Annotated in this window: 21 protein-coding genes, 1 pseudogene and 1 riboswitch; of the genes and pseudogenes, 11 read left to right on the top strand and 11 right to left on the bottom strand. The window is 63.6% G+C overall.

Annotated features, from left to right (window positions below; genetic code table 11):
- The first annotated feature begins 3 nt into the window (after nt 1-3).
- The 5 genes from HDE78_RS08820 (at nt 4) to HDE78_RS08800 (ending at nt 4,254) form a co-directional block, all read left to right on the top strand.
- On the top strand, nt 4-885 hold the full coding sequence (locus tag HDE78_RS08820; RefSeq protein WP_179478333.1) for a protein-glutamate O-methyltransferase: 882 nt from the start codon (nt 4-6) through the stop codon (nt 883-885).
- Nucleotides 882-1,532 carry a chemoreceptor glutamine deamidase CheD gene (gene cheD / locus HDE78_RS08815; RefSeq protein WP_179478332.1) on the top strand — a complete coding sequence of 217 codons (651 nt, stop codon included), beginning with the start codon at nt 882-884 and terminating at the stop codon, nt 1,530-1,532. Before HDE78_RS08820 ends, cheD begins: the two co-directional genes overlap by 4 nt.
- Nucleotides 1,533-1,633: 101 nt before the next feature.
- On the top strand, nt 1,634-2,731 hold the full coding sequence (locus HDE78_RS08810) for a chemotaxis response regulator protein-glutamate methylesterase (RefSeq protein ID WP_179478330.1): 1,098 nt from the start codon (nt 1,634-1,636) through the stop codon (nt 2,729-2,731).
- A gap of 16 nt (nt 2,732-2,747) precedes the next feature.
- Complete coding sequence (locus tag HDE78_RS08805; protein ID WP_179478328.1) at nt 2,748-3,935, top strand: methyl-accepting chemotaxis protein; 1,188 nt, start codon at nt 2,748-2,750, stop codon at nt 3,933-3,935.
- Nucleotides 3,936-3,948: 13 nt separating this feature from the next.
- Nucleotides 3,949-4,254, top strand: coding sequence for an STAS domain-containing protein (locus tag HDE78_RS08800; protein ID WP_179478326.1), 306 nt, complete (start codon nt 3,949-3,951; stop codon nt 4,252-4,254).
- 659 nt (nt 4,255-4,913) lie between these two features.
- Here HDE78_RS08800 and HDE78_RS08795 read toward each other — a convergent pair.
- The gene (locus HDE78_RS08795; protein WP_179478324.1) at nt 4,914-5,276 is read right to left on the bottom strand and encodes a hypothetical protein; all 363 of its coding nucleotides are present in this window, start codon (nt 5,274-5,276) and stop codon (nt 4,914-4,916) included.
- 241 nt (nt 5,277-5,517) lie between these two features.
- Here HDE78_RS08795 and HDE78_RS08790 point away from each other — a divergent pair, with 241 nt between their 5' ends.
- Nucleotides 5,518-5,931, top strand: coding sequence for a hypothetical protein (locus HDE78_RS08790; protein ID WP_179478322.1), 414 nt, complete (start codon nt 5,518-5,520; stop codon nt 5,929-5,931).
- Between the two features lie 189 nt (nt 5,932-6,120).
- On the opposite strand, the gene HDE78_RS08785 is transcribed toward HDE78_RS08790, so the two are convergent.
- The 3 genes from HDE78_RS08785 to HDE78_RS08775 all read right to left on the bottom strand — a co-directional run bounded on the left by HDE78_RS08785 (nt 6,121) and on the right by HDE78_RS08775 (nt 8,783).
- Nucleotides 6,121-6,738, bottom strand: a complete 618-nt coding sequence (locus HDE78_RS08785) for a hypothetical protein (RefSeq protein WP_179478320.1) — start codon at nt 6,736-6,738, stop codon at nt 6,121-6,123.
- A 141-nt stretch (nt 6,739-6,879) separates the two neighbouring features.
- The gene (gene queF / locus HDE78_RS08780) at nt 6,880-7,704 is read right to left on the bottom strand and encodes an NADPH-dependent 7-cyano-7-deazaguanine reductase QueF (protein WP_179478318.1); all 825 of its coding nucleotides are present in this window, start codon (nt 7,702-7,704) and stop codon (nt 6,880-6,882) included.
- 71 nt (nt 7,705-7,775) lie between these two features.
- Nucleotides 7,776-8,783 carry an aldo/keto reductase gene (locus HDE78_RS08775; protein WP_179478316.1) on the bottom strand — a complete coding sequence of 336 codons (1,008 nt, stop codon included), beginning with the start codon at nt 8,781-8,783 and terminating at the stop codon, nt 7,776-7,778.
- A 175-nt stretch (nt 8,784-8,958) separates the two neighbouring features.
- On the opposite strand from HDE78_RS08775, the gene HDE78_RS08770 reads away from it, so the two are divergent.
- The gene (locus tag HDE78_RS08770) at nt 8,959-9,855 is read left to right on the top strand and encodes a LysR family transcriptional regulator (RefSeq protein ID WP_179478314.1); all 897 of its coding nucleotides are present in this window, start codon (nt 8,959-8,961) and stop codon (nt 9,853-9,855) included.
- A gap of 21 nt (nt 9,856-9,876) precedes the next feature.
- Here the strand turns inward: HDE78_RS08770 and HDE78_RS21240 are convergent, their stop codons facing one another.
- From HDE78_RS21240 to HDE78_RS08760, 3 genes and pseudogenes are all read right to left on the bottom strand, one after another.
- The gene (locus tag HDE78_RS21240; protein WP_345776047.1) at nt 9,877-10,239 is read right to left on the bottom strand and encodes a glutathione S-transferase domain-containing protein; all 363 of its coding nucleotides are present in this window, start codon (nt 10,237-10,239) and stop codon (nt 9,877-9,879) included.
- Nucleotides 10,240-10,404: 165 nt separating this feature from the next.
- A pseudogene (locus tag HDE78_RS21235) lies at nt 10,405-10,629 on the bottom strand (glutathione S-transferase family protein); the annotation flags it as partial.
- Between the two features lie 68 nt (nt 10,630-10,697).
- Nucleotides 10,698-11,087 (bottom strand): acyl-CoA thioesterase, encoded by a 390-nt coding sequence (locus HDE78_RS08760; RefSeq protein WP_179478312.1) that lies wholly within the window; start codon nt 11,085-11,087, stop codon nt 10,698-10,700.
- A 194-nt stretch (nt 11,088-11,281) separates the two neighbouring features.
- Here HDE78_RS08760 and HDE78_RS08755 point away from each other — a divergent pair, with 194 nt between their 5' ends.
- Nucleotides 11,282-13,615 (top strand): S9 family peptidase, encoded by a 2,334-nt coding sequence (locus tag HDE78_RS08755; protein WP_179478310.1) that lies wholly within the window; start codon nt 11,282-11,284, stop codon nt 13,613-13,615.
- 173 nt (nt 13,616-13,788) lie between these two features.
- Here HDE78_RS08755 and HDE78_RS08750 read toward each other — a convergent pair whose 3' ends face one another.
- The 4 genes from HDE78_RS08750 to glnK form a co-directional block, all read right to left on the bottom strand.
- Nucleotides 13,789-17,034, bottom strand: coding sequence for a carboxypeptidase regulatory-like domain-containing protein (locus HDE78_RS08750; protein ID WP_179478308.1), 3,246 nt, complete (start codon nt 17,032-17,034; stop codon nt 13,789-13,791).
- Between the two features lie 283 nt (nt 17,035-17,317).
- Nucleotides 17,318-18,343, bottom strand: coding sequence for a ribonucleotide-diphosphate reductase subunit beta (locus HDE78_RS08745; protein ID WP_179478306.1), 1,026 nt, complete (start codon nt 18,341-18,343; stop codon nt 17,318-17,320).
- A gap of 78 nt (nt 18,344-18,421) precedes the next feature.
- Complete coding sequence (locus HDE78_RS08740; protein WP_255457710.1) at nt 18,422-20,980, bottom strand: ribonucleoside-diphosphate reductase subunit alpha; 2,559 nt, start codon at nt 20,978-20,980, stop codon at nt 18,422-18,424.
- Nucleotides 20,981-21,132: 152 nt separating this feature from the next.
- Nucleotides 21,133-21,347: riboswitch (cobalamin riboswitch) on the bottom strand.
- A gap of 162 nt (nt 21,348-21,509) precedes the next feature.
- Entirely contained in the window at nt 21,510-21,848 is a 339-nt protein-coding gene (gene glnK, locus HDE78_RS08735; protein WP_179478304.1) for a P-II family nitrogen regulator, read from the bottom strand.
- A 218-nt stretch (nt 21,849-22,066) separates the two neighbouring features.
- Between glnK and HDE78_RS08730 the strand changes: the two genes are divergently transcribed.
- The 3 genes from HDE78_RS08730 (at nt 22,067) to HDE78_RS08720 (ending at nt 25,888) form a co-directional block, all read left to right on the top strand.
- Nucleotides 22,067-22,324: an accessory factor UbiK family protein gene (locus HDE78_RS08730; protein ID WP_179478295.1), complete on the top strand. Its 258-nt coding sequence runs from the start codon at nt 22,067-22,069 to the stop codon at nt 22,322-22,324.
- 158 nt (nt 22,325-22,482) lie between these two features.
- Nucleotides 22,483-23,982: a YifB family Mg chelatase-like AAA ATPase gene (locus HDE78_RS08725; RefSeq protein WP_179478293.1), complete on the top strand. Its 1,500-nt coding sequence runs from the start codon at nt 22,483-22,485 to the stop codon at nt 23,980-23,982.
- A 91-nt stretch (nt 23,983-24,073) separates the two neighbouring features.
- Entirely contained in the window at nt 24,074-25,888 is a 1,815-nt protein-coding gene (locus HDE78_RS08720) for a sodium:proton antiporter (protein ID WP_179478291.1), read from the top strand.
- The last annotated feature ends 57 nt before the right edge of the window (nt 25,889-25,945 follow it).

The raw sequence follows: 25,945 nt of genomic DNA, 5'->3' as shown, positions 1-25,945 counted from the left end.
CTTATGTCCGCTCGCCCGACGCCCGAGAATGCCAGCTTGACGTCGACTGCAGCCTTTGGTTTCGTGCTGGCTGACGAGGACTTCGCGTTTATCTGCAGCTTCGTCTACCAGCATTGCGGCATCGTGCTGGGGGAGCATAAGCGCCAGCTAGTTCAAGGCCGACTCGGACGCAGGCTTCGGGCGCTTCAACTGCGGGGATTCGATGCCTACGTCGAACTGCTGCGTAACGATCCGCATAGCGAACTGGGCGAGCTGGCCAGTGCGATCAGCACCAACGTCACATCGTTCTTCCGCGAGATGCATCACTACGATTTACTGGTCGACGAGCTGTTGCCGCGCTGGCTCGACGCGAAGCGTAACGGCGAGAGGCTGCGAATCTGGTCGGCCGGCTGCTCCACCGGCGAAGAGCCCTACGCCTTGGCGATGGTGCTGGCGGAGGCCTTGGAGCAAAGCGGCAAGTCGCTGGATGCGCGCATTCTGGCGACCGATCTTTCGCCGCAGGCGCTTGAAGCCGCGCGTCAGGGCGAATATATGCTCGATCGTCTTGGTGGCGTTTCCGAGGCACGTCGCCGACGCTGGTTTCTGCGCGGCGAGGGAAGCTACCAGGGTTTCGCGCGCATCCACCCGCGTTTGCGCGAACTGGTCAGCATCGAACCGTTGAATCTGCTGCATGCATGGCCCATGCGCGGTCCGTTCGACGCTATTTTCTGCCGCAACGTGGTGATCTATTTCGACAAGCCGACCAAGCAGAAACTGTTCGAGCGCTACGCTGAACTGCTTTGTCCGGGCGGCTATCTTTTCCTCGGTCATTCCGAGTCGATGCACGGCCTCAGCGACGCGTTTGACCTGGTCGGCCGAACGGTCTACCGGAAGCGCGCGGCATGAATGACTATGCGTCCGGACTGGCTGCGCTGAGAGCTGCGCCGCCGGTGATACCCGGCTTCGAGCATATGCGCCGGTTCTGGGATCCCACCCATAGCTGCATGACGGTAAAAGTCCTGCCCGGCGAGTTTTACGTCAGTGCGCAGGAAGAGATGATTTCCACAGTACTGGGCTCATGTATTTCGGCGTGCGTGCGCGACTCTCATCTGCAGATCGGCGGGATGAATCATTTCATGCTGCCCGAGCCATTGGGTGAACGCGACAGCTGGTCGTCGGCGGTAGGGCGCGCGGCGCGATATGGCAGCGATGCCATGGAACAACTGATCAACGCGATCCTCAAGGCCGGCGGACGCCGGGAGAATCTGGTGGTGAAGGTCTTTGGCGGTGGCCGGGTGCTGGCGCAGATGACCGACGTCGGGAAGCGCAATATTGCCTTCATCAGGCGCTATCTGGCGACGGAAAGCCTGCCGCTGGCGGCGGAGGATCTTGGCGATATCTACCCGCGTCAGGTGCAGTTTTTCCCCGCCAGCGGCCGCGTGCGGGTGCGTCAGCTGCGTGCGGTGCGCGACGTGGCCGTAGCCAATCGGGAAGAACATTACCTCAAGCGTTTGGCAAATGATCCGATAAAGGGAGAGGTGGAACTGTTTTAGCCAGAGCGTGGTGGTCAGGCGGCACGAGCCGATGGCGCATCAACGGGATTTCGTATCCGTCCCTGGGCGGTTTCCATCCATACAAGAAGAGAAAAACAGCAATGGAAAAAGTACGCGTCCTTGTGGTCGACGACTCCGCGCTGGTGAGGAAACTGCTGTCGGCCATGCTCGAATCCGATCCCGGTATCGAGGTGGTGGGATCGGCGGCCGATCCGCTGATTGCGCGCGACAAGATTAAGCTGCTCAACCCCGACGTACTCACGCTTGACGTGGAAATGCCGCGCATGGACGGGCTGACTTTCCTGGAAAACCTCATGCGCTTGCGGCCGATGCCGGTGGTGATGGTTTCTTCCTTGACCGAACGTGGTGCCGAAGTGACGCTGCGTGCGCTGGAACTGGGCGCGGTCGATTTCTTCACCAAGCCATCGAGCGATCTGGCCAGCAGCTTTGCCGAAAGCGCTCAGGACATTTGCGCCAAGGTGAAGCTGGCCGCCATGTCGAAACCGAGGGCCTACACTGCTGTGCAGACGTTGGACGTGCCGCCAAGGCTTTCGGCCGATGCGGTGTTGCCGCGCGTGACCACCCCGGGAAGCCGCGGTGGCAGCAGGATCATCGCCATCGGCGCGTCGACCGGCGGCACCGAAGCGATTCGCGTCGTGCTCGCTGCAATGCCGCCGGATGCGCCGCCGATCGTCATCACGCAGCATATTCCGGCGGCTTTCAGCGGCCCGTTCGCCGCGCGCATGGACCATTGCTGCGCGATGCGGGTATGCGAGGCGCGCGATGGCCAGCCGATCCAGCCTGGTCATGCTTACATCGCGCCCGGCGGCCAGCATCTGCTGGTGATCTGGGACGGCGCCAAGCACGTATGCCGGCTGCACGACGGTCCTCAGGTCAATCGTCACAAGCCGAGCGTCGATGTGCTGTTCCGTTCCATGGCGGCGAACGTCGGTGCTTCGACGGTCGCTGCGTTGCTGACCGGCATGGGCGATGACGGCGCGCGCGGATTGCTCGAACTTCGCGATGCAGGCGCACCAACGCTCGTGCAGGACGAGGCTTCGTCGGTAGTCTGGGGCATGCCTGGGGCTGCCTGGAAGATGGGCGCCGCGAACGAAATGCTGCCGCTGCAACGCATCGCTGCGCGATTGCTTTTGCTGGCCCAACAACCCACTGCCGGCGCATCGCGCGCCGTCTCCTGAAGTATCGGAATTCCTCATGTCACTGCCTAGCGCGAACTCCATTGCACGCCCTTTCATCGGTATCGCCGTCAGTGCGATGGCGCTACTCATGTGCCTGTTGTGGCATTCGCCATGGCTGGCGCCGCTGCTGATCTTCGTCATTGCTGCGGTGTGGCTGTGGGAGCACGGGCGGCTGGCCAGCAAGGCGATGACCGCGACAGCCACGGTGTCCGTGGTCGACACCACGCCCGTGCGTGAAGCGCTCGAGGACGTGCGCGGTGCGCTGGTCGACGAGCTGGGCCATGCATCGCGTGAACTGCACCAAGCGCTCGATCTGCTGCGTGACGCGGTGTCCGAGCTTGGTGGCGGATTCGACGGCCTGTCGCAAAAGACCGGTCTGCAGCAGTCTTTGCTCAAGCAGATCATCGACGTTCAGAGCGGCGGCGTTTCGGTCCAGGATTTCGCCACGCGCACCAGTGATCTGCTCGAACATTTCGTCGGTCTGATCGTGCAGCTGTCGCGCGAAAGCCTGCGCATCGTCTATCGGATCGACGGCATGTCGAAGGAAATGGACGCGGTGTTCGCGCTGCTCAAGAACGTCAACACCATTGCGGAAGAAACCAACCTGCTGGCGCTCAATGCCGCCATCGAGGCGGCGCGTGCCGGCGAGGCCGGGCGAGGCTTTGCGGTGGTCGCCGGTGAAATCCGCAATCTGGCCAGCAACTCCAATCAGTTCAACGAACAGATCGGCAGCCATGTCGAACGCGCCCGCACGGCGATGGATCAAGTACGTGGCCTGATCGGTGCGCTTGCTTCGCAGGACCTCAATGTCGCGCTGTCGGCCAAAGGCGGTATCGACGCCATGATGGCCCACGTGACGGAGAGCGACATGCGGACCAATGCCGTTACCGACCAGGCAGTGGAGATCAATCGCGGCCTGAGCAACGATGTGTCGACAACGATCCGCTCGCTGCAGTTCGAGGACATTCTCAGCCAGCTGCTCAACCAGACCCGCACTCGCCTGGTCGAGCTGCAAGGTGTGGCGGCGGAAACGACCCGCGATATCGAGGATATTGCCTGCGCTCCGATCGATGCCGGTGCGCTGGAAGAGCGTGCGCAGCGTGTGCGAACCCGGCTGGCCTTGCAGCGCGAAAAAGCCCGCCTGCGCTCCCGTGGTCCTGCCTTGCAGAGCACGATGGATGCCGGCGAAATCGAACTGTTCTGAAGGAGCCCCATCCATGAACCTCAACATCCATCACGACACCGAGCAGGATTGCCTGACCCTGCAATTCGGCGAGCATTTCGACTTCACCGTACATCGCGCGTTTCACGATGCATGCCTGGGCGATCGCAAGCCGGCGCGAAGCTACATCATGGACCTGGCCGAAGTCGACACCATGGACAGCTCCGCCCTGGGCATGCTGCTGCTGCTGCGCGAACATGCCGGCGGCGACCGCGCCGAGATTCGCATCGTCAACGCGGGGCCGACCTTGCGCGGGACGCTGCGCGTAGCGGGCTTCGACAAACTGTTTGTCCTGCACTAAGAGCCTGTTCGAAGTCTCCGCATGGCCCGCGCCGAGAACTGTTTGCCCGCAGACCAATGAAGAACGAGGGTACGCGGGGAAGCGCCATGGATGGCGCCGGCTTTGAGGAGCGAGGAGTGGACGTCGGTCCACACCGAGTAATGACGCAGGAATGGGGGTAAACAGACCCGGCCCTGGGGGTTGCCTCGCCGTGGCCGCCAGGCGGCAGCGGGCGGCTTGACTTGCCAGCCAGGCAAGCGCTGCGCCACGCACCACCACCTGACGGCTATGGCAAGGCAACGCGAGCTACGTGGAGACTTTGAACCGGCTCTAAGCCATAGGGCAATGCATGTTTATCGCGTTCGAGGCTGCTGCTGGGGCGGTTGTGTCTCGATTGCCCAAGGTCCGGCGGCGACTGCCAAGTTTGCCGGAGCGAGCGTTTGTGACCATGGCCATTCGCGCAGCCAGTCCACCACTCGGCATCCAGGTCAGGCCCGGATGCCGAGTGGCGCAAAACGCCATCGAGCCCGCGCGGCATGCCATACAACTGAAGCGACTCAGGCCGACCGGCGAAGTTCGGATGGCTTGGCGGGAGTGTGACGGGCCACCACGCATGCCGCGGTAGAGCTTCGTGGCAGGGCAGTCAAATGACGTGGCTGGCCCTGCCACCAGTCAGTTACTTACCAGGTGCGCACATCGGTGATGGCTGCCGCGTACGTCTGCATATCGGGCTGATAACGAACCAGCCTGCCCAGGTCGAAGTCGACGGACTGTCCCGGAGAGATATTCGTGGTACCGCCGGGCCAGCCCTGCTTGGTGGCGAGAACGGCACCGCTGCCACTTTTTGCATCGACGCGAACCTGGGCAGCGGCCGGCGTTGCGCAATGATTGACCAGCTTGCCCTTTAGGATCAGGTGCATGGCACCGCCCGAACCGACCGTGCCTGCCTTGAAATCCTCAATCGAGAAATCGCTGGCCGAACAGGCCGCATGAGCGGCCATGGGCGTAAACAGCATGAGGCTTGTAACAAGAAGATATTTCATGATTGGTCCTTCGGTAGCGGATATTTTTCAACGACATCTCACGCTGCTTATCGGCCAAGTGGGCGCAAACTTTAGGTTGCGGTCTCGCTCGCCGAGGGGATGGCTGCGGCCGGTAATCCGCCCCTCTTTCGGGTAAGCGAAAACCGATGATCCCGGCGCGAGGCGCGGTGAGATCGTGAACAGGCTCTAAAGCAAACGCACTCGACAGCCGATGTCTGACGGTATCGTCGAGGAGCTTCGCATGCGTGTTGCCACCGCATTCAATAAGTACGTTCAATGCCGCCGCATTTCCTGCTGCCGTCGCAGCGCCCCGGTTGTGACGGCGTCGCAGAGGACACGAAGCGCAGGCAGCCGGCTTTACGTGGAAACGTTCTCTCGGGGAATGGCTTTCGCGCGAGGCAAAAAGCTAGCCAAGCTCATTGCCTCGGTGGCTCTCTTTGGAATGATGGGTGTACTGAAGGCCGCTACGACGTCGGCGTCGTTTAGCGTCAGCATGGTCATCCTGCCTACGTGCACGGTCTCGGCGGGTGATGTGGCGCTGAAGGTCGCCTGCGTGGCGAATGGCGTCGTTCCACTGTTGGTGCTCGGCGATACTCAGCACATGCGACAAACCGTTGTTGACGACAAGACCAGAAATATCACGATTACGTATTAGGCAGTCCCGATATCTGTGAAATGGGTGCCGCCGGAAAGGGTTATTCACCAACCCGAAACGAAAAGGTCTCTTTGTATCCGCCGCGAGGCCCTACTTTGAGTAGAGGTGCCGTTGTTCACGTAAGCGGATACACAAGCAAAAAGGCGCCCGATCGGGCGCCTTTTTGCTTGCGACAGGCTTGAGCCGGGATCAGCGCTTGCCGATCTGGAAGTCCTGGTCGGCGACGGTTTTGCCGTCGAGCGAGATTTCGACCTTGTACTTGCCTTCCGGCCACAGGTCCGGGTTCTGCACCTTGAAGGTGGTGATGGCCGGGCCGTCGGTGCTGATCGACTGGGTGATATTGCTGACCAGCACGCCGGCGCCCTCGGTATAGGTCCACTTGGCGTTGAGCTTGGCGCCGCTGGTGCTGCCGTCGGTGGCGACGCTGGCGTAGATGGTCTTGTCGGTGGTGGCGAAGCTGGTGCCCGGCTTGGTCACCTGATGGTCGTTATTGACCGCGTTGCCCAGGGTCAGCTTGGAGAAGCTCAGCGGCGCGCTGGCGGCAGCGGGCGCGGGCGCGGCCGCAGGAGCAGCCGTAGCCGCTGGGGTAACCGCAGGTGCAGTGGCGGCTGCCGTGCTAGCGGCGGCGGGCTTCACGGCAGTGCTGGCTGGCGCAGGCGCCGTAGCAGCAGGTGCGGGAGCGGGTGCTGCGGTGCTGGCGGCGGCCGGAGCCGGTGCGGGCGCTTCGCTTTTACCGCAGGCGCTGAGCAGGAGCATGCTGGCGAATGTGGCGCTGATCAGCGTGGCGGAACGCGGTGAAAATGACATGGTAAGGCTCCAGGGTTGATAACGTGATGACTGACGGGCCATGGTGACGTGCCCAGTGCGGCCAGTCCAGACGAGCTATTTGGCGCAGCACGCGAGATTACCGGCCTCGATATGAAGCGCCGATTACCGAAACATACGGTGTTATTGGCGGGCGCCGCGTGAATTTGCCGGGCTGGCCGGCACGCTGCTGCGAAATGGATTGATATCCAGGCCGCCGCGGCGGGTATAGCGCGCATAGACGCTGAGCCGCTCGGGTGCGCAGCGCGTCATCACATCCACATAGATGCGCTCCACGCACTGCTCGTGGAACTCGTTGTGATTGCGGAACGAGATCAGATAGCGCAGCAGCCCGGCACGGTCGATCGGCCAGCCGCGATAGGCGATCTGCACGCTGCCCCAGTCCGGCTGGCCGGTTACCGGACAGTTCGAGCGCAGCAGGTGCGAGACCACGGTTTCTTCGACGGTCGGAGCGTCGGCGTCGACTTGCAGAAAACTGGCTTCAGGCGGTCCGTAGTGGTCGATATCGATGTGCTGGTCGTCGAGCAGATGGCCGTCCAGATCGACCACGCTGTGCCTAGCGGCGGTGATATCGTTGAGCCGCACCTGGATATCCGCGCCGGCCGCGTGCGAAAGATCGCGCGTCAGCGTCGCGGCAAGCGTCGCCGCATCGGCCACGCGCTCCTGCGCAAAGCCGTTCAGATACAGTTTGAACGACTTCGATTCGATGATGTTGGGCGATGTCGCCGGCACGCGGAACTCGGCGATGGCAACGACCGGCTTGCCGCGCGCGTCGAGCCACGACAGCTCATAGGCATTCCAGATATCGACGCCGTGAAACGGCAGCGTGTCGCCCACGCCGATTTCCGCGCGCTTTCCGGCACGCGGTATCGGAAACAGCAGGCTGGGATCGTAGCGGTCGGCGTAGACGGTGCTCTGGCCGAGCGGGGACTGTTCGGGCGTGTTCATGCCGCTCAGTTTAACGGCTTTGCCGGTGGCGCCCGACGGCGACGCCGGCAAAGCCATGCGATCGACGATGGTTACACGTTGACCATGTGCATCATCGATTCGGCATAGCGCGTGCCGACCGCGGCATCGGGCGGGAACACCGCTTCGATCGCCTTCAGCTCGGCGGCGCTGAGCTTCACGTCGAGCGCGCCGAGGTTTTCATCCAGACGCGAGCGACGTTTGGTGCCGGGGATTGCCACCACGTCGTCGCCCTGTGCCAGCACCCAGGCCAGCGCCAGCTGCGCCGGCGTGCAACCCTTGTCGTTGGCGAGCTTCTGCACCCGATCGACCAGCTCCAGGTTGTGCCTGAAGTTGTCGCCCTGGAAGCGTGGGTTGTTGCGGCGGTAGTCGTCGGCCTCGAAATCGTCCGGCGAGCGAATCGCGCCGGTGAGAAAGCCGCGGCCGAGCGGCGAGTACGCCACCAGGCTGACGCCGAGCTTGTGGCAGGCGTCGAGCATGCCGTTGCTCTGCGGGTCGCGCGTCCACAGCGAAAACTCGCTCTGCAGCGCCGTGATCGGGTGCACTGCATACGCGCGTTCGATCGTGGCGCCGGAGGCTTCGGACAGGCCCAGGTAACGCACCTTGCCCGCGCCGACCAGCTCGGCCATGGCGCCGACGGTGTCCTCGATCGGCACGCTGGTATCGACGCGGTGCTGGTAATACAGGTCGATGGTGTCCACGCCCAGCCGTTTCAGGCTGCCCTCGCACGCCTTGCGCACGTAATCGGGGTGGCCGCTGACGCCGCGCTTGGTCGGGTCGTTCTGGTCGCGCACGATGCCGAACTTGGTCGCGATGAAGGCGTCGTCGCGACGGCCCTTGATCGCCTTGCCGACCAGTTCCTCGTTGAGAAACGGGCCGTACATGTCGGCGGTGTCGAGCAGGTTGAGGCCGCGGTCGAGCGCATGCTGGATCGTGGCGATCGATTCGACATCGTCGCGGCCGCTGTAGAAATCGCTCATGCCCATGCAGCCGAGGCCGAGGGCGGAAACCTTGGGGGCCGCGTTTGCGCCGATATCTTTGCCGAGAGTGCGCTTTTGCATGGTGATGTCCTTGAATGAGAGGAGGGCGTTGGCCGAGGACGGCACCGACAGTCAGACGTACAGCCTGATCGCCCGTGCGGTCGCGGATCTGAACGCATTGTCCCCAGTAGCCTGAATTGGATAAAGGAGGGTAAATTGGTATGTCTATCCAACAAGAATCAACAATGAGGCGGTGATGGATCGTTTCGATACCATGCGCGTGTTCACCCGCATCGTGGATCTGGGCAGCTTCTCCCGCGCGGGCGACGAGCTGGGCATTCCGCGTGCCACGGTCAGCCATGCGCTGCGTCAGCTGGAGGCCCGGCTCGGTACTCAGCTGCTGATCCGCACCACGCGCAGCGTGCGCACCACGCCTGACGGTCAGGCGTATTACACCCGATGCCAGCGCCTGCTGGCGGATCTGGAGGAAACCGAATCGGTCTTCAGCCACGTGGCGGCGCAGCCGCGCGGCTCGTTGCGCATCGATCTGTCGGGGCCGCTGGGTACGGCGGTGATCGTGCCGGCGCTGGCGGATTTTCGCGCGCGCTATCCGCTGCTCGAACTCGATATCGGTGCCAGCGATCGCTACGTCGATCTCGTCCACGAGGGCGTGGACTGCGTGGTGCGCGGCGGCGAGCAGGCCGATTCGGGCTTGATCGCGCGCCGCCTCGCGGTGCTGTCGCAGGTGACCTGCGTCAGTGCGGGCTACGTCGAACAGCACGGCATGCCGCAGGCGCTCGACGAGCTGACGGCGCATCAGGCGGTGGTCTGGCGGTCGCCGACCAGTGGTCGTGCGCAGCCGCTGGATTTCACCGTGGGCGGGGAACTGCGCATCATCGATGTACCCGGCGCGGTGACAGTGAACTCCGGCGATATCTACGCGGCCAGCTGCCGAGCCGGCTTTGGCATGATCCAACTGCCGCGCTACAACGTGGCGGCCGATCTGGCAGCCGGTCGTCTGCTCGAGGTGCTGCCGCAGTATCCGCCGCCGCCGATGCCGGTGTCGGTGATGTATCCGGCGCAGCGGCAGCTGTCGCCGCGCGTACGGGTGTTTGTCGACTGGCTGGTCGAGCTGATGGCCGATCTGCGCTAGCGTCAGCCGACGCGCAAGCGGTCAGTCGATGACGATCACGCCGCGCCGCGGCGGCGCGCCACCGCAGGTAGTGTCGGTCAACGGAGCGCCCATGGCCGCCAGCACGGCGCGCTGCTCCGACACCGGTGTGCGTAGCGCGCGATCCTCGAACGTGGCCAGTTTGGCAAACACCGGCAGCGCCAGCGTGCGTGCCACTAGGCCGGCGCAGCGCGGCCAGCGTTCGGCATCGATGGTGTAGCGCACGAAACCGGCCATGCGGAAAAAGCTGGCGATACCGATATCGGCGATGGACAGTTCGCCGAAGATGAAATCGTCGGTGGGCAGGTGGGTTTCCAGGTAATCCAGCGCGGCGGGAAGATCGATGTCGCGCGCCTGCTGCACCATCGCGTCATTGGTCTTTTCGCCGAACAGATGCGGTTTGATGCCCAGCTGGTAGAACAGCTTTCCGGCGATCGCATCGCCCAGCGCCACGTCGGCGTATTCCTCCAGCCAGCGCGCCCGTGCCCGATCGGCGATATCGACGGGATAGAGCGATACCTGCGGGTGCCGATCCTCCAGGTACTGGCAGATCACGCTGGAATCGTTGAGCAGAAGATCGCCGTCGCGCATCACCGGAATGCGGCGCAGCGGGCTGAGCTACGAAAACGTGTCGTTGCCGACAAACGGCGGGATCGGATCGATGCGGTAGTCGATGCCTTTGAGTTCGAGAAACACCAGCACCTTGCGCACGTACGGCGAGATATAGCTGCCGATGATGGTCAGTGGTTCGCACATGGCGGCGCTCGGCAGATAAGGAATCGGCAGGTTGGGAGGCGACCGCGGCCTGCGTCAAGCGCCCCGGATTATTCGGCGGTCGGCAGCGGCGGGATGGCGGTTGGCGAGCCGTTGGAATCCAGCGCGATCATCACGAAGCGGCCGGTGGTGCAGACCCGTCGGTCGCCGCTGAGCGGATCCTCGGCGGTCATTTCCACCTCCACCGTCATCGAGCTGCGCCCGACCTTGACCACGCTGGCCACTAGTTCGACCAACTGACCGCTGCGCACCGGCACGCGAAAGTTCACCTCTTCCGAGCGCGCCGTCACCACCGTGCGCCGCGCATAGCGCGACGCCACGATGAACGCCGCCTTGTCCATCCATGCCAGCGCCTGGCCGCCGAACAGCGTGCCGAGGTGGTTGGTATGGTCGGGGAAGACCATCTCCATCAGGCGGGCTTCGTGGGGAATCTTGATCATGGCATTCTGCTGGTTGAGTGGACCGGACGTGGTTCGACGATGTCTCGCATTGTAGTTTGTTGCGACTGCACAAATGTGCGCCGGCATGGACCTATGGCAGGGGTAGTCGGCCGGCTTACGCGCTAGCATCGGACGATTGAGTGGCGGCGATCGCCGACCGTTCGCCGCCTGTCCTGTTTTCATCCGGAGGTTGCATGCATTCGATAGTTCGCACGTCGTGCCGAGCTGGCGCAGTGATGGTGATCCTGGCGTCGTCAGGGGTGGTGGCCGAGAGCCGCACGCTGACCGCCAACGACTATGCACAAGCCGAGCGCTTCATGAGATACAACACGGCGCCGCTGGTCGATCATTCGGTGCGGAAAGTCAGCTGGCTGGACGATGGCCACTTCTGGTATCGCGACCACGACAGCGCGGGCGATCATTTTGTGCAGATGGATGCGGCCACCGGCACGGTCACGCCGCTGTTCGATCAGGTGAAGCTGGCCGCCGCGCTGGCCAAGGTCACGGGCAAGCCGGTCGACGACAAGAATCTGCCGATCAGCGCATACAGCGTGGCGCCGGACGGTCGTCTGGATATTGCCATCAAGGACAAGCACTATCTGTGCGATGTGAAAAACAGCGGCGCCTGCGCCGAGGTGGAACCCGGCAAGAACACCGGCAGCGAGCCGGGCGTGCTGTCGCCGGACAAGAAATCCGAGGCGTTCATCCGCCATTGGAACCTGTGGCTGCGTGACGTTGCCAGCGGCAAGGAAACCCAGCTCACCACCGACGGCGTGGAGAACTTCGGCTACGCCACCGACAACGCCGGCTGGAAGCACACCGACAACGCCATTCTGGAATGGTCGCCCGACTCGACGAAGATCGCGACCTTTCAGCAGGATCAGCGCAAGACCGGCGACATGTATCTGGTGACTACCAACGTGGGCCATCCGACGCTGCTGTCGTGGAAGTATCCGCTGGCCGGCGACAAGAACGTCACCATGATCGAGCGCGTCGTCATCGACGTGCCCAGCCATAAAACCGTGCGTTTGCAACTGCCGCCGGACCAGCACCGCTCCACCCTGTGCGACGACGTCAGCTGTGGCCCGGACGGCGGCTGGGACGATGTGAAATGGGCGCCGGACAGCAAGACCCTGGCTTTCGTTTCCACCTCGCGCTACCACCAGCACGAGTGGTTCCGCATCGCCGATGCGGCCACCGGCAAGGTACGCACCGTGTTCGAAGAAACCGCCAAGACCTACTACGAGAGCGGCCTGGGCACGGCCAACTGGGCATACCTGCCGGCCACACACGAAGCGGTGTGGTTCTCCGAGCGCAGCGACTGGGGTCAGCTGTACCTGTACGACCTCGACACCGGCAAGCTCAAGCACGCCATCACCACGGGCGAGGGCAATGTCACCGAGATGCTCAAGGTCGACCCGGCCACGCGCACCGTGTGGTTCCGTGGCGTGGGCCGCACGACGGGCGTCGATCCGTATTACCAGCAGTTCTGGAAGGTCAGCCTCGACGGCGGCCAGCCGACTCTGCTGACCCCGGAAGCGGCCGACCACACGGTCGATTTCTCGCCGGACCACAAGCTGTTCGTGGATGCCTGGTCCACACCTACGGAGCCGCCGGTGACCGTACTGCGCAGCGCCGAGGACGGTCACACTGTCGCCAGCGTCGCCAAGGCGGATATCTCGCGTCTGAAGGCTGCCGGCTGGGTGCCGCCGGTGCCGATCGTCGTCAAGGCGCGCGATGGCAAGACGGATCTGTACGGCATCATGTTCAAGCCATCGCACTTCGATCCGTCGAAGAAGTACCCTGTCATCGATTACATCTACCCCGGTCCGCAGACCGGTTCGGTCGATACGCGCAGTTTCTTACCCAGTCACGGCGACAACCAGTCGCTGGCCGAACTGGGCTTTATCGTGGTGGCCATCGACGGCATGGGTACACCGTGGCGTTCGAAGTCTTTTCACGACACCTGGTTCGCCAACATGGGCGACAACACGCTGCCCGATCAGGTTGCAGGCCTGAAGGACCTGGGCAAGCGCTATCCATGGATCGACTTGGACCGCGTGGGCATCTGGGGCCACTCCGGCGGCGGCAACGCGTCTACCGATGCGATGTTCCGCTATCCGGATTTCTTCAAAGTCGGCTGGTCCGAGAGCGGCAACCACGACAACCGCAACTACGAGGACGACTGGGCCGAGAAATACCAGGGCGAGCAGATCGTCGGTGCGGACGGCAAGAGCAATTACGACGACCAGGCCAATCAGAACCTTGCGGCCAACCTCAAGGGTCATCTGATGCTGGTGCATGGCACGCTGGACGACAACGTGCCGCCTTACGAGAGCCTGCTGGTGGTCGATGCGCTGATCAAGGCCAACAAGGATTTCGACATGCTGATGATCCCCAACGTGCATCACGGCTACGGTGCGGCGACGGCATACGCCACGCGCCGGCGCTGGGACTATTTCGTGACCAACCTCGCCGGCAATACGCCGCCGAAAGAGTTCGCGCTGAAACCGACGCCGATGCCGTGATCCGCGTGTTGGGGTTCGCTTTCGCTCACTGCCAACCCACGCTCGCTGTGTAGGTTGGCAGTGAGCGAAAGCGAACCCCAACGATAACGGGCGCTATAACGCGCGAGTCCAGCAAATAAAAAACGGCGCCGAAAGCGCCGTTTTTTATTCCATCAATCCAGTGCGGACATGGCTTAGAACGTATAGCGCAAGGTCACCATCGCCGACCAGCGGGACACCACGCGGCTGGGATCGTAGAAGCCGCCGTCGTAGTAGTTCAGCTGCTGCGGCTGGTAGTTGCCGTTCTTGTCGACGGGCAGCGTATACACGTACTGACCGGCGGCATTCACGCCGCCGTAGCTGGCGAGAGTGCGGGTGGGATAGGTGCCGGTGTACTTCACCAGGCCCCAGTTCTTGTCGATCAGGTTGAGGAAGTTATAGACGTCCAAACGGATCTCGCCCTTGTTGCCCGGGAACAGGCCCGGCACTTCCTGCGAGAAACTCATGTCCAGCTGGCTGACCCACGGCGAATGCGCGCCGTTGCGGTTGGCGATCTGGCCGCGGTGATCCTTCAGGTACTTGTCGCTGGCGAGAAAATCCTGAAACTGCTGGATCGTCTGCGCCTTGGTGCCGGCCGCGTAAGCCACCTTGGGATCGTTGAGGTTCGGAATATAGACCGGGTCCCATCCGGCAATGCTGTCGCCGTTGGCATCGTTGGCGAAAATCCAGGTGTATGGATTGCCGGTGCGGCCGCTGTAGAACATCGAGACCTGGGTGCGGTAGTTGTCGAAGAAGTTGTGCTGCCAGGTCAGCGACGCCTTCAGGCTCTTGGCCACGTTGTAGTTGGAGGTGGCGCTTTCATTGTCGTTGGGATTCAGGCGCGCCACGCGCTGGTAGCCGCTGTAGGCAATCGTGTCGGTACCCGGGTCGGCGTCGGTGGCGTGATTGAAGGTGACTGCCAGGTTGCCGAACACGCTGTCGGAAAACGGCTTGCTCAACGCCAGCGTAAGGCTGTCGGACTTGCCCTTGTGCGTGTTGGTCAGCAGGGTCGACGCGGTGCTGAAGGCGCGGTTCTGGTTGGCCAGCGCATCGGCCGTGGTCGGTGCCTCGCCTGGCGTTTTCCAGAACTGCTGGCGCCCGTCCGGCAGCACGCCGGTGGGCGCGCCGAAGTTGATGGCCTGGTACAGGATGCCGTCGCGCACTTTGATGTGCTCGTACTCGGCCGAGGCGACCAGCCCCCACCACGGCAGCTCGCGATCCAGCGCCAGGCTCATCTTCCACACGGTCGGCAGGCTGAAGTTCTTCGCCACGGTATCGATCGAACCGGCGCCGCCGCCGGCCGGAATGTCCTGGCCGAACGGGTTCGGGCTGAACGGCGCGAGAGCGGGATTGAACGTGGTGTACGACCGCAGGGTGACGCCGTTGTTCTGGTACGGGTTGGTCAGCCACACCGTGGGCGGCTGCGTCTGAAACAGACCGGCGCCGCCGCGCAGCTGGGTTTTGTAATCGCTCTCGAAGGTGTAGTTGAACGACAGGCGCGGCTCGACCACGCGATTGCTGGAACCGACCGTGTAGTCGTTCGGATAGCCGAACGCCTTTTCAAACGAGGCGTTGTAATCGGGCCGGCCGCTGGAGTTGGGAATGTCCATGCGCACGCCGTACTGCAGCGAAAGCTGCGGGGTGACCTGCCAGGTGTCCTGCAGAAACGGCGTGTACTGGCTGTAGGTCCACTTGCCGGCGATATCGTCCAGCGCATAGCCGGGCGCCGGGTGGTAGAGCACGTACTTGTTGTAGTTGCCGGCCTGGAAATTGTCGATGCCCCAGAAGTTGTACACGCCGAATTCGGACTGGCCGAACAGATTGTTGATCTTGGTGCGCGACGCGTCGACGCCGGCTTTGATGGCATGGTCGCCGACGTAATACGTGCCGGCCAGGAAGAACGAGAGCTTCTTGGTATCGATGTGGTTGTAGTGACGAAACTGCTCCTCGCCCAGGTTCACCGATGGGCCTTTGCCATCCGCTTGCAGGTTGACGTTGACCGACGGCTGCTGGAACGGCGCGGTCGTGTCCTGCACGAACTTCTGGTAGCCGATCTTCGCCTCGGTGGAGAAGCTGTCGGTCCAGTCGTCGAACACGTGGGCCACGTAGTTTTCGGTGCTGATCGTCTTGGTATAGGTGTAGCTGGTCAGGCCCACGCTGTTGGCGCTGTTGCCGCCCACCGCAGGCAGCTGCTCGTCGGTTTTCTGGTAGGTGAAACTGGCGCGGTGGTTGTTGCTGATGTTCCAGTCGATCTTGCCCAGATAACGCTTGTCGTCGTACGCCAGACCGGTACTGCCGCCGAAGGTGCCGGGCGTCAGGCCGAGCTGCTTGGCCACGCCGATGATTTTCTGCAGGTCTCCGGGCGAAACCTTGTTGCTGGTCGACGCGCCGTTGCCGAGCGATTCGTCCAGCCCATTGGCGGAGTCGGCGCCGATGCCGGTGGTTTTTTCATGCTCGGCCGAGACGAAAAAGAACAGCTTGTCCTTGACGATCGGACCGCCGAGGGTGAAGCCGTAGGTCGAGTCCTTGTCGTAGCCGTTGTAGCCGTAGTTGGCGTTGTTCTTCGGCAGCCAGCCGGCGTTGCCGACCAGTTTGTTGGCGTTGCGGTAGGCGTCGTAGATCGAGCCGTGAAACTGGTTGGTGCCGCTCTTGGTGACCGCGTTGATATCGGCACCGACGGTGTCGGAGATCACGTCGAAATTCGCGGTGGAGATGTTGTACTCGGCGATCGTCTCCGGCGAGATCGGCGACTTCTGATAGGGCAGGCCGTTGGCGTTGAGGCCGAACGGATCGCCCTGGGTCACGCCGTCCACGGCAATATTGTTGTAGCGGTTGTTCTGGCCGGCGGCGGATATCGAGCCGGTGCCCTGGTCGGTCACGGTCACACGCGAGTCGAGTCGCGCCACGTCGTCGATCGATCGGTTGCCCTGCGGCGTGGCCTGCAGCTGGCGCTGTGAGATCGTGGTCGACAGGCCCTTGTTCTCCGAGGAAAAGGTCTGCGCCAGCGTCGACGCGCTCACCGTCACGGCCGACAGGTTGCTGGCCGCCTCGGCGCCCGAGCTCATGCCCAGGTTGATCGACGACGGTTGGCCGAGCTGCAGATAGACGTCGTTTTTTTCCACCGTGGCCATGCCGCTTTTGCTGACCTTGATCTCGAACGGGCCGCCCACGCGCAACCCCTGCGCGGTGTAGCGGCCTTCGGCGTCGGTGGTCACCTGCTTGGTCGTGCCCGAGGGCTGATGCACGATGTCGACCGTGGCGCCGGCCACCGGCTGCCCCTTGGCATCGAGCACGCGTCCGCTGACGCCGGACGTGGTGATGTTCTGAGCGGCCACGGGCGCCGCCGCGAGCAGCGTGGCGATGGCGAATGAAAGCAGGTTCCTGCGAATGGCGGGTGTCATCGTCAATCCTTCTGAATACGCGGGCGGATGGGAAACGCCGCTCGCACAGACGCCCGCCCGGAGGGACTGCCCGGGGGAACTGACTTGGATGACTTTCCCTTTGTTGACCGAAAACCCCGGCCTGAGTCAGGCAAGGAGCAGGTCGTCGCAGAATATTACGTGTTTTGGATGACAGTTTCACGAAAAAGCCGCCACTTCCTGCGAAGTGGCGGCTTTTCTTTCGATCTATGAATCGTGCGGGCTGCCGTTCGACACCACGTCGTGCCGCCCGCAGCGTGGTGCATCAGAACGCCATATCGAACGCCACTTCGCCCTGCACGCCGACCTGATAGGCCGAGACGCGGCGCTCGAAGAAGTTGGTCACTTCCTGCACGTCCTGCAGGTCCATGAAGTCGAATGGGTTCTTGGCGCCGTATTTCTTCGGCATGTCGAGTTGGGCGAAGCGCTGGTCGGCGCAGTATTCGAGGTACTGGCGCATGTCTTTCGCCGACAGGCCGACCACGCCACCGGAGAGCACATCGTCGGCGAACTGCGTTTCGCAGGCGATGGCGTCTTCCATCATTTCTTCGACCTGGGCCCGCATGGCGTCGTCGAACAGCTCCGGCTCCTCGTCGCGCACGGTACGCACCACGTCGAAGGCAAACGCCATGTGGCCGCTTTCGTCGCGGAACACCCAGTTGGTGCCGGCCGCCAGGCCGTGCAGCAGGCCGCGCGAACGCAGGTAATAGACATAAGCAAAGGCGGCATAGAAGAACAGCCCTTCGATGCAGGCGGCAAAGCAGATCAGGTTGAGCAGAAACTGCCGCCGATGCTCGCGCGTTTCCAGCCGCTGCAGATGCTGGATCGAGTCGATCCACTTGAAGCAGAACTCGCCCTTCTGGCGGATCGACGGGATCGTTTCGATCGCCGCGAACGCCGCGTTGCGTTCGGCCGGATCGGGGATATAGGTGTCGAGCAAGGTGAGGTAGAACTGCACGTGCAGCGACTCCTCATACAGCTGGCGCGACAGGTACATGCGCGCCTCGGGCGCATTGATGTGCTGGTAGAGATTGAGCACCAGATTGTTCGACACGATGGTGTCGCCGGTGGCGAAAAAAGCGACCAGCCGCTGGATCAGGTGGCGATCGGCTGGCGACATCTTCGTGCGCAGGTCGGAGGTGTCCATGGAGAAATCCACTTCCTCCACCGTCCAGGTGTTCTTGATCGCGTTGCGATACATCTCGTAAAACGCGGGGTAGCGCATCGGCCGCAGCGTCAGTTCAAAACCGGGGTCGAGAATCTGCGCGTTGCGGAGGGGCTGGGCTGACATGGATGGCTTCCTCTGAATAACGATGGTTGACGCGGCGTCGCGACGATCCGGCGTGGTGACGCCGGATCGCGCTCGCGCTTACTGGCAGGCTTCGCAGTACTCGGGATTTTCCAGCGAGCAGAACACCGCGGCGTTGGCCTGCGCCTGATCGTCGATGACCGGCTCGGGCGCGCTGGTCCGGCTGGCGGTGACCGTGGTCTTGGTGATCTTGGTCGCCGGTCGCGAGCGCAGGTAGTAGGTGGTCTTGATGCCGGCCTTCCAGGCGTACATGTACATCGAGCTGAGCTGGCCGATGTTGGGGTTTTCCATGAACAGGTTGAGCGACTGGCTCTGGTCGATGAAGGCGCCGCGCGCAGCGGCCAGTTCGATCAGCGCCTTCTGCGGCAGCTCCCATACGGTGCGATAGATCGCACGCAGGCGTTCGGGGATCGCGGCGATGTTCTGGATCGAACCTTCGGCCAGCTTGATCGCGTCGCGTACTTCCGGCGTCCACAATCCCAGCGCCTTCAGCTCGTCGGCCAGGTAACGGTTCACCTGCAGGAAATCGCCCGACAGCGTCTCGCGCTTGAACAGGTTGCTGACCTGCGGCTCGATGCACTCGTAGCAGCCGGCGATCGAGGCGATCGTCGCGGTCGGCGCAATCGCGATCAGCAGCGAGTTGCGCAGCCCGTGCTGCTTGATGCGCTCGCGCAGCGCGTCCCAGCGCGCGCTGTCGTGGGTCTGCGCCTGCGGCCAGTAGTCGAACTGCAGCTCGCCGCTGGCGGCGCGGCTCTCGGCAAAGCCGGGGTGCGCGCCGACCTGCGCTGCCACCTCGTTCGACATCGACAGCGCGTGGAAATAGATCTCCTCGGCGATGCGCGTGGAGAGCGCCAGCGCCTCGGGGGAATCGAACGGCAGGCGCAGCTTGAAGAACACGTCCTGCAGACCCATCACACCGAGCCCGACCGGACGCCACTTGATGTTGGCGGTGCGCGCGGTGTCGATCGGATAGAAGTTCAGATCGATCACGCGATCGAGCTGGCGCACGGCCGTGCGCACGGTGGAGGCGAGCTGTTCGAAATCGAAGGTAGGGCTACCGTCGGCCGCGTGCACCACGTGCCGCGCCAGGTTCACCGAGCCCAGATTGCACACAGCCGTCTCGGTCGCCGAGCTGACTTCCAGAATTTCGGTGCACAGGTTGGACAGGTGGATCACGTTGTCCGCTTTGGCCGTCTGATTGCTGGTGGCGTTGCAGCGGTCCTTGAAGGTCATCCAGCCGTTGCCGGTCTGCGCCAGGGTGCGCATCATGCGCGCGTAAAGCTCACGCGCCTTGACCGTTTTGACGGCCAGACCTTCGGCTTCGGCCTTCGCGTAGTGCTGTTCGAATACCGCCCCCCAACTGTCGACCAGATGCGACACGACCTTGGGATCGAACAGCGACCAATCGCCGTCTGACTCGACCCGGCGCATGAATTCGTCGGGAATCCAGTTGGCGATGTTGAGATTGTGCGCGCGGCGCGCATCGTCGCCGGTGTTGTCGCGCAGCTCGAGGAAATCCTCGATGTCGGCGTGCCACGATTCCAGGTACACGCAAGCCGCGCCCTTGCGCTTGCCGCCCTGATTCACCGCGGCGACCGAAGCATCAAGGGTTTTCAGCCACGGCAGCAGGCCGTTGGAATGGCCGTTGGTGCCCTTGATCAGCGACCCGCGCGAACGCACGCGGGTGTAGGCCAGGCCGATGCCGCCGGCGAACTTGCTGAGCTTGGCCACGTCGGCATATTTGTCGTAGATCGACTCCAGCGAATCGACCGGCGAGTCGAGCAGGTAGCACGAGCTGAGCTGCTCGTGGTTGGTGCCGGCGTTGAACAGCGTGGGCGAGCTGGCGATATATTCCAGCGAGGAGAGCAGGCGATAGAGCTCCAGCGTTTCGCCGATTTCGTTGCCGCCCAGGGCGCAGGCGATGCGCATGAAGAAATGCTGCGGCGTTTCGATCACGAAGCGCTTCTGTGGATGGCGCAGCAGGTAGCGGTCGTACACCGTGCGCAGGCCGAAATACTCGAAGCGGCGCGTGGCCAGCGGATTGATCGCATCGTTGAGCTTGCGTGCGTTCAGCGCCACAAAGTCGCGCAATCGCTCATTGAGGATGCCCAGTTCCGCACCGCGTACGATCGACTGCGAAAAGCTCTGGATCTCCTGGCCGCTCACTTCCTTGTCGATATACGCACCCAGCAGCCGCGCGGCGAGCTGGCCATATTCGGGCTCCTCGGCGGTCAGCGCGGCGGCGGTGCGGATCGACAGCTGGTCGAGTTCCTGCGTGGTGGCGCCGTCGTACAGGCCGCCGATGGTCTTCAGCGCCACACGCAGCGGATCGACGCCGTGCAGGCCTTCGGCGCTGCGGGTCACCGCGCGCACGATCTTGTTGACGTCGACGATCTCCTGGCCGCCGTTGCGCTTGGTCACGCGCATCTGGCCCGGGTTGTGCGGCGGCGTCAGCGCGAACGTTTCGTCCGAGCCTGCGGCGCCGACGCCGGCAGTCGGCGCCGTGCTGGCATGTTCGACCACGGTCGACTCGATGACCGGCGTCTCGCCGACGGGAACGTTAAAAGCATCGACGCGGGCGACGGTGCGCTCGCTGACAGCGTTTTCGAGGGGTTGCATGGCGGTGACTCCGGGCATGAAAAAATCAAACACCCGCTCCCGCGCGCAGGGCCTGCAGCAACACATTCCTTGGGCGGTCGCGGAACGAACGCCACGCGGCGTTCTCCCATCGACGCACCTCCCCACGGAAGCCGTCACTACGCACCGGGGCATGTTCGCCCCGATGTGTCGGCAGGTCTTCGGACTTGCGGACATGGATCTTGCGATCCGCCTACTTGCCCCCGCTTCCCAGCCGTGGACGACCAGTGCATGTGGAGGCGTTCGTTTCCGCTTTACCGCTGCGGGGCAGTTCCGGATTTACACCGGATTCCCTTTTAAGCCCGACCGACCCATTGTCTGGACGAGCACCGACGGACACAACATATCGGGTGAGCCGGGCGTGGTCAACCCAACAAGTTGTGGATGGTTCTGGGGATAAGTGGCGTGCGGCCAGCGCGCGGGCGGCTTGCCGACCGGCAAAATTTATTTCCGAGCCGAGCATGGCCACCGGCGCATTTGGGCCGACCCGAGTCAGCCATGCGGACGGAGATCAGAGCGCGTCGTGATCCATTTCGCCGGTGCGGATGCGGATGACCCGTTCCAGCGAGGTGACGAAGATCTTGCCGTCGCCGACCTTGCCGGTGCTGGCGGAATGCTGGATCGCTTCGAGCACGCGTTCGAGCTGATCGTCGGTGATCGCCAGCTCCATCTTGATCTTGGGCAGAAAATCGACCACGTACTCGGCGCCGCGATAAAGCTCGGTATGGCCTTTCTGTCGGCCGAAGCCTTTGACTTCCGACACCGTCACGCCCTGTACGCCGACCTCGGCCAGCGCTTCGCGCACGTCGTCCAGCTTGAACGGCTTGATGATCGCCACAACCAGTTTCATGGTATTTCCCCGTCAAGATGCGTTGGCCAAAAGCATTCGGCCCTGAAACGCGGCAGGCGGGCTGGATGCGACAAACCATTTTGCCTGCCGGGGCGTCGCTTGTCGCCTGAATAACGATGCCTGTAGGACAATCCCTACAACTTCTGGTGGAGCATCCCGATGGCAGACCCGATTTCCGTTCACCTACTATTTACTCCGACGAGCTTGAGGCGCTATCCATGATGGATAAGCAGGTTATCGACAAGATTGCCGCGCGACTTGTGTCGTTGGTACCGCCAGGATTGGCTGAGGCGCAACAGGATTTGCGGGCTAACTTCCAGGATGTTTTGGCGCAGGGATTGCGCCGCCTCGATCTAGTCACCCGCGAGGAATTCGACGTCCAGAGCCAGGTGCTTGCCCGCACCCGTGCGAAGGTCGACGAGCTGGAACGACACGTGGCCGAACTCGAGGCCGCCATCGCCGCCCGCGGAACCTAGCTGCACCAGTCTCCCGGGAGCCGCCCCCGATCCGTCACCCTCACCCCGAGAACGATCGGGGGCGGTTAGTTTTCGCTGAATCTGGAGTCGCTCGATCATGTCAGCCGGGAGCGACCCATCACTGCGCCGGCGACTCCTCGTCGCATGAGCCTTGCCACATGAGTCTTGCCGTCACCCTCAGTCGCGCCCAGGAGGGTATCGCTGCGCCGCAGGTGATGGTCGAGGTGCATCTGTCCGGCGGTCTGCCCGCCACGAATATTGTCGGCTTGCCCGAAGCGGCGGTGCGCGAGGCGCGCGATCGGGTGCGTGTGGCGATCCAGAACACCGCGTTCGAATACCCCAATCGCCGGGTGACGGTGAATCTCGCGCCGGCCGAACTGCCCAAGGACGGCGGCCGTTTCGATCTGGCCATTGCGCTCGGCATTCTGGCGGCCAGCGGGCAGGTGCCGCGCGAAAAGCTGGACGACTGCGAATTTCTCGGCGAGCTGGCGCTGACTGGCGCCCTTCGGAGCGTCTCAGGCGTCCTGCCGGCCTTGCTGCGGGCGCGCGCCCGCGGTCGCAGCGTGGTGGTGCCGCTGGAAAACGCGGCCGAAGCGGCGCTGGTGCCGGATGTCGATGTGCGCGTTGCCGCCACGCTGGCCGAAGTCTGCGGCTGGCTGCGCGGTGCGCAGGAGCTTTCGGCGCCGATCGGCACGCCGAGCAACGGCGGTGCGTATGACGGGCCCGATCTGCTCGACGTACGCGGCCAGCAGCAGGCGCGCCGCGCGCTGGAGATCACCGCGGCCGGCGGCCATCATCTGCTGCTGGTCGGTCCGCCCGGCACGGGCAAGACCATGCTGGCCGAACGCCTGCCGGGCATCCTGCCACCGCTGTCCGAATCCGAGGCGCTGGAAACCTGCGCCGTGCTCTCGGTGGCGGGGCAGCAGACCGATCTGCTGCAGTGGCGCCGCCGACCTTTTCGGGCGCCGCACCACACGGCGTCGGCGGTGGCACTAGTCGGTGGCGGCTCGTATCCGCGGCCGGGTGAAATATCGTTGGCGCACAACGGCGTGCTGTTTCTGGACGAGCTGCCGGAATTCAGCCGGCACGTGCTGGAGGTGCTGCGCGAGCCGATGGAGTCCGGGCATATCGTGATCTCGCGCGCGGCCCGGCAGTCGACCTTTCCCGCCCAGTTCCAGCTGGTGGCGGCGATGAACCCGTGCCCGTGCGGCTACGTAGGCGACCCTCGCCAGCGCTGCCACTGCACGCCGGATCAGATCCTGCGCTACCGCTCGCGTATTTCCGGTCCGCTGCTCGATCGTATCGATATCTGCGTGGAGGTGCCGCAGGTGCCGCTGGCCGATCTCGGTGGGCCGCGCAGCGGACAGGATGAAGGCTCCGCCGCGGTGCGCGAGCGTGTCTTCAAGGCGCGCCGCCAGTCGCTGATGCGCGCCGGCCGGCCGAACGCCGAAATCAGCACGCTGGAGCTGGAGCGCGATTGCGCGCTCGGGCCGGCCGAACGCCGCTGGTTCGAAACCGCGCTGGAGCGGCTGGGCCTGTCGGCCCGCGCGTATCACCGCGTGCTGCGCGTGGCGCGCACGATCGCCGATCTCGACGGTGGCGTGCCCCTGCTGGAGCGCGAGCATCTCGCCGAGGCGCTGCAATATCGGCGGTTCTAGCTTCATCGAACGCCGCGTCGTCGTCGCATTCACTGGACGCATCCACCAGTGCATGCTCCGATAGGCGCTCGCGTTCACCCAAGGACAATGAATGACTATCGAGCTCGGCCTGGTGCTTGCCGGGATGCTGATGATCGGCTTTCTGGCGCAGTGGCTCGCGTGGCGGGTGAAGCTGCCGGCGATCCTGTTTCTGCTGCTGGCCGGCATCCTGCTGGGGCCGGTCACCGGCCTGGTCAATCCGGACAAGTTGCTCGGCAGCCTGCTGTTTCCCATCGTGTCGTTGGCGGTGGCGCTGATCTTGTTCGAGGGCAGCCTGAGCCTGCGCTTTCACGAGCTGCCGGGAATCGGTCGTGCAGTGCGCGGCCTGGTCAGCTACGGCGCAGTCGTCTGCCTGCTGTTGCTCGCCCTGGCCGCGCACATCGTGGCCGGGCTGAGCTGGTCGATCGCGCTGCTGTTCGGCGCGCTGGCCTGCGTGACCGGGCCGACCGTGATCGCGCCGATGCTGCGCACGGTGCGGCCGAATGCGCGCATCGGCAACACGCTGCGTTGGGAGGGCATCGTGATCGACCCGCTGGGCGCGCTGTTCGCCGTGCTGATCTACGAGGCGATCGTATCGCGTCAGCAGGGCCATACCATCGGCATTTTTCTGGCGACCATCGGCTGCGGCATCGTGATCGGCGCGCTGGCCGCCTTCGTCATGGCGTTTCTGCTGCGCCGGCAGGCGATTCCCGAATACTTGCAGAACTTTGCCGTGCTGGCGGCCGTGCTGCTGGCTTTCAGCGTGTCCAATACGCTCACGCACGAATCCGGCCTGCTCGCGGTGACGATCATGGGCATTGCGCTGGGCAACGCGCGCGGTGTGCATATCGAGGACATACTCGATTTCAAGGAAAACCTCACCACCGTGCTGGTCTCGGTGCTCTTCATTCTGTTGGCCGCGCGACTGCACTGGCCGCTGCCGCCCGGCATGCTCGGCGCGGGCATTGCGCTGTTCGTGATCGCGCAGCTGGTGGTGCGGCCGATCACAGTCATCGTGTCGAGCATGGGCAGCGGACTGAGCTGGCGCGAGCGCGCTCTGATCGGCTGGATCGCGCCGCGCGGCATCGTGGCGGCCTCGGTATCGGCACTGTTCGCACTGCGACTCAATGCGTTGGGCGTGGCCGGCGGCGACGCGCTGGTGCCACTGGTGTTCACGCTCATCATCGGCACCGTGGTGCTGCAGAGCGCCACCGCAAGGCCACTGGCGCTGTGGCTGAAAGTCGCCGAGCCCGAGCCGCGCGGCGTGCTGATTTTCGGCTCCGACAACGTCGCGCGCACCATCGGTACGGCGATTGCCGAAGCGGGCTTTCGCGTGGTGCTGGCCGACGACGACTGGAACCAGATTCGCCAGGCGCGCATGGATGGCCTCAACACGTTCTACGGCAATCCGGCGTCGACGCACGCCGAACGCAATCTCGATCTCACCGGCATCGGTCGGTTGCTGGCCATGTCGACCCACCGCGAGCGCAATTCGCTGGCCTGCGTGCATTACCGGCAGGAGTTCGGACGTCAGAAAATCTATCGTCTGCGCAACCTCAGCCCGCAGGAAAATACCGATCGCGCCGCCTTGCCCGGCAGCCTGCTGGCACCGCCGCTGTTCGACGAGCAGATGACGCACGGACGCTTCGCCGAGATGCTCGAGCAGGGCTGGCGGGTCAAGTCGACCAAGCTCAGCGCGACCTTCGACTGGCCGCATTTCATCGAGCAATACGGCTCGCATACCGTGCTGATGTTCGGCGTCGAGGAAAAGGGTTCGCTGCAGGTCGCCTCGACCAAGCGCGAGCTGGAGCCGAAGGCCGGCTGGACGGTGATCGCGCTGGTGCCTCCTGCCGCGGAGCCGGTGAGCGACAAACTCGTCGCGGCCTGAGTGTGTCCGTAAGCAGGTAATGGAAAACGCCTCCACTACGTGAGCAGTGGAGGCGTT

This window comes from Rhodanobacter sp. K2T2 (assembly GCF_013408815.1).
In the GTDB taxonomy this organism is placed as follows: domain Bacteria; phylum Pseudomonadota; class Gammaproteobacteria; order Xanthomonadales; family Rhodanobacteraceae; genus Rhodanobacter.
The sequence above is the reverse complement of the archived record's forward strand: the minus strand, read 5'-3'. Positions and strand labels throughout refer to the sequence as shown.

What these genes read in the sequence shown, in the direction of transcription:
- HDE78_RS08750 (WP_179478308.1), bottom strand. Translation starts at nt 17,034, where the DNA reads ATGACACCCGCCATTCGCAGGAACCTGCTTTCATTCGCCATCGCCACG.
- HDE78_RS08800 (WP_179478326.1), top strand. Translation starts at nt 3,949, where the DNA reads ATGAACCTCAACATCCATCACGACACCGAGCAGGATTGCCTGACCCTG.
- HDE78_RS08720 (WP_179478291.1), top strand. Translation starts at nt 24,074, where the DNA reads ATGACTATCGAGCTCGGCCTGGTGCTTGCCGGGATGCTGATGATCGGC.
- HDE78_RS08730 (WP_179478295.1), top strand. Translation starts at nt 22,067, where the DNA reads ATGATGGATAAGCAGGTTATCGACAAGATTGCCGCGCGACTTGTGTCG.
- HDE78_RS08805 (WP_179478328.1), top strand. Translation starts at nt 2,748, where the DNA reads ATGTCACTGCCTAGCGCGAACTCCATTGCACGCCCTTTCATCGGTATC.
- HDE78_RS08725 (WP_179478293.1), top strand. Translation starts at nt 22,483, where the DNA reads ATGAGTCTTGCCGTCACCCTCAGTCGCGCCCAGGAGGGTATCGCTGCG.
- HDE78_RS08760 (WP_179478312.1), bottom strand. Translation starts at nt 11,087, where the DNA reads ATGATCAAGATTCCCCACGAAGCCCGCCTGATGGAGATGGTCTTCCCC.
- HDE78_RS08810 (WP_179478330.1), top strand. Translation starts at nt 1,634, where the DNA reads ATGGAAAAAGTACGCGTCCTTGTGGTCGACGACTCCGCGCTGGTGAGG.
- HDE78_RS08745 (WP_179478306.1), bottom strand. Translation starts at nt 18,343, where the DNA reads ATGTCAGCCCAGCCCCTCCGCAACGCGCAGATTCTCGACCCCGGTTTT.
- cheD (WP_179478332.1), top strand. Translation starts at nt 882, where the DNA reads ATGAATGACTATGCGTCCGGACTGGCTGCGCTGAGAGCTGCGCCGCCG.
- HDE78_RS21240 (WP_345776047.1), bottom strand. Translation starts at nt 10,239, where the DNA reads ATGGTGCAGCAGGCGCGCGACATCGATCTTCCCGCCGCGCTGGATTAC.
- queF (WP_179478318.1), bottom strand. Translation starts at nt 7,704, where the DNA reads ATGAACACGCCCGAACAGTCCCCGCTCGGCCAGAGCACCGTCTACGCC.
- HDE78_RS08820 (WP_179478333.1), top strand. Translation starts at nt 4, where the DNA reads ATGTCCGCTCGCCCGACGCCCGAGAATGCCAGCTTGACGTCGACTGCA.
- HDE78_RS08740 (WP_255457710.1), bottom strand. Translation starts at nt 20,980, where the DNA reads ATGCAACCCCTCGAAAACGCTGTCAGCGAGCGCACCGTCGCCCGCGTC.
- glnK (WP_179478304.1), bottom strand. Translation starts at nt 21,848, where the DNA reads ATGAAACTGGTTGTGGCGATCATCAAGCCGTTCAAGCTGGACGACGTG.
- HDE78_RS08770 (WP_179478314.1), top strand. Translation starts at nt 8,959, where the DNA reads ATGGATCGTTTCGATACCATGCGCGTGTTCACCCGCATCGTGGATCTG.
- HDE78_RS08790 (WP_179478322.1), top strand. Translation starts at nt 5,518, where the DNA reads ATGCGTGTTGCCACCGCATTCAATAAGTACGTTCAATGCCGCCGCATT.
- HDE78_RS08785 (WP_179478320.1), bottom strand. Translation starts at nt 6,738, where the DNA reads ATGTCATTTTCACCGCGTTCCGCCACGCTGATCAGCGCCACATTCGCC.
- HDE78_RS08795 (WP_179478324.1), bottom strand. Translation starts at nt 5,276, where the DNA reads ATGAAATATCTTCTTGTTACAAGCCTCATGCTGTTTACGCCCATGGCC.
- HDE78_RS08775 (WP_179478316.1), bottom strand. Translation starts at nt 8,783, where the DNA reads ATGCAAAAGCGCACTCTCGGCAAAGATATCGGCGCAAACGCGGCCCCC.
- HDE78_RS08755 (WP_179478310.1), top strand. Translation starts at nt 11,282, where the DNA reads ATGCATTCGATAGTTCGCACGTCGTGCCGAGCTGGCGCAGTGATGGTG.